The sequence below is a fragment of the Streptococcus sp. 27098_8_76 genome, from assembly GCF_041432315.1.
In the GTDB taxonomy this organism is placed as follows: domain Bacteria; phylum Bacillota; class Bacilli; order Lactobacillales; family Streptococcaceae; genus Streptococcus.
On the sequence record NZ_JAPVZI010000027.1, the window covers coordinates 1 to 2565 of the forward strand.

The following is a 2565-nucleotide window of genomic DNA, read 5'->3' on the forward strand; positions in this document are numbered from 1 at the left end:
CTAAAAAAATCTAACCACAAAGTAAGCTAACACCAAGCAGTACAAGGGTTTGTCCAATTCTCACCACATCCTAAAACGTATCAATGGATTCTGTGCAGTTCTGCCTTATTCCTTGCTTAATTTATTCCATGACTAATTGACAATAAGAAACCCTCACTGGACGTACTTTGTCCGTATCCGTTCCGAAGGCTAAAGCCTTTCGGCTCGTCACGTCCTAGCGTACTCTGTTCGGCTTATTGTCAATCAGCTTTCACGGCATAAACGCAAGAAAAGGCATAGACATTGTGCCTACACCTTTTAGAAAACTACTACATAGTTTTTTATATCCTTGTTCCAGCAAGCAACCAAGGCTCTGCCTTTGCTTGTGTCATCATTTTCATCACTAACATTCACTAAGTCGCCATCTTCTAAGTCGTCCAATTCTAAATCTTTTTTGATTTGCTTAAACAACTTTCCAAACCCTATTTGACGTTTTCGATATAAACCGTCCATGATTTCGCCTGTGATTCTTAGTTTAGTTTCCTCTGACAACTCCTGACCGTCTTTGTCTGTGTCTACGTCAAAGGGTTTGATAGGGTACTTAGCAGTTTCTTTTACTGCCTTATCTATCTCTTTCGATTCTGTGCTTTTAACCACCTTGATATTTACCACAGGGTCATAATCTAATTTCATTGCCTTTTTCCAAAGTTCAATCCATTCTGTCTGTGGTATATAGTTTTCTGAGTTCTTAAAGTAAGTGGGTTTGACCATCAACAATACATGAAAGTGTGGGTGGTATTCCTCTGTGTCATGATTCCGTGTGACCTCTAAAGACCTCACAAAACCGATAATATTTTTATCAACTTTCTTGTACTTGAAAAGCCTATTAAAGCCTTTTGACATTTCAGATATATCATCCTTCAACTTGTCAGAACTCATATTTTTAATTGTCAAAGTCAAGAATAAAAAGCGAGCTTTAGGATATTCTTGTATTGCTTTATCTATGATTCTACTTGACTGATAAGAGTATTTTAAGGCTTTTCTCCAGTTACAGATAGCACACAGTTTGTTCTTACAAAACCAAGTCCGAACAAGTCTCAAAGTACCATCACTTTTTTCTTCAAACTCCAATACCTCTGAGCATTCACTGACATTTTCAGCACAGGGAAAATGGAGCTTTTTAAGCCTATCAGCAAGTTCTAAACTAGATAACTTTCTTTTGCTCCAGAGTCTATCTTTTCCTGCCTTAGAAACATCTTTTAGGATTTCTCCTAAAGTGTTCCCAGTGCATGGGTATTGATTTTCATCAACCATCATGATATAATCAGAGTGCAATTTAAAAACACTAAAAAACCTCAGCACTCTGCCTTTCCGTATGTAATTTTGTGTAGCAACTTAATTATACACCAAGCGTTCAACCAGTGCAAGGGTTTTTCTTTTTGTCTTTTTTCCTTGTGTATCAACGCTTAGAGACTTTATAGTACCATAACTTTTAAAACTTGTTAAGTTACAGACTCACACTCAAAACCCTCTCTTGATTTTGGACAAAATCCGAGGGTTTTTCTGTGTTTCAAAACTTACACTTTTTCCACCATTCCGTTCCACCCTATTCCACCATAAAAACTACACCCTTTATCTGTCTTAAACCCTTATTCCATAAGGCTTTGCGCCATCTAAAGGCTATACTTTTTTGGTGGTTTTCTAAAATCTTGTTATTTCTATATGTATCAAGACAAGAAGAAACTCCAAAAAATGACCCCTTTCAGGGTCATTTTTTTACGTTTCCCCTAACCCATTATTTAGCCAATCTCACACTGTTCATCATAAGCTCTTAAGACTGAAAAATCAGCTTTACGGACAACGTCCACACGCTTTTTAGTGCTAAGGTATTGACTATATAACTGTGCAGTACCATCATAGGCTTCTTGCTTGTTTGTAGCAATATACACCCCACAGTCTTTAGCAATGTCTCTACAAGAAACAACAGGAATAGCATAAACTAAAGCCAATTCATTCAGCACAGACATACATTGACGATAAGAAACACCTAAAGAATTTGCTAAGTCTTGCCCTGGAGTCATACCATTCGTTCTTAAAATCTTATAGGCTTCTTTGTGTAGTCCACTTAATTTATTTGCCATGATTATAACCCCTTTCGATTTGGAGTTCAATCTTAGCTACACCCTGTGCAATTCGTTCTTTTCTCTCATCACTCAAGGGTTTTCTAAGCCACTCAATAAGGGTATACCGAGATATACCAATGGATTCAGCAAGTTCATACTGACACACTTTGTTCTGTGAAAGCCACTTATTTAGCTTTTCTTTATCTGTTAGTTTATGCAAAAACTACCAACTTTCTAACCGTTTAACGGTATTATATTTGTTCCTCCTTAATGATTTTTATTGTTATTATTTCTAGCTGATTTCAGCCTTTTCCCTTAGACTAATACTAGTATACACCACCAATTTATATTGGCAACTATTATGCCCTTGAGTAGAAAGGTCGATTAAAAAACAAAACAAAAACCCCTCATCAGGATTCTATTTATTCAGCATTTACCTAAAAATATAAAAAACATGATACCT

The 2565-nt window shown here is 36.4% G+C and carries 3 protein-coding genes; all 3 read right to left on the reverse strand.

Annotated elements, in window-relative coordinates; genetic code table 11:
• Positions 1–297: 297 nt before the first annotated feature.
• Complete coding sequence (locus O3636_RS10580; protein ID WP_371643105.1) at positions 298–1296, reverse strand: protein rep; 999 nt, start codon at positions 1294–1296, stop codon at positions 298–300.
• 482 nt (positions 1297–1778) lie between these two features.
• Positions 1779–2120, reverse strand: coding sequence for a hypothetical protein (locus O3636_RS10585; RefSeq protein WP_371643107.1), 342 nt, complete (start codon positions 2118–2120; stop codon positions 1779–1781).
• Complete coding sequence (locus O3636_RS10590) at positions 2110–2322, reverse strand: hypothetical protein (RefSeq protein WP_371643109.1); 213 nt, start codon at positions 2320–2322, stop codon at positions 2110–2112. The genes O3636_RS10585 and O3636_RS10590 overlap by 11 nt, the downstream gene beginning before the upstream one ends.
• Between the last annotated feature and the right edge of the window lie 243 nt (positions 2323–2565).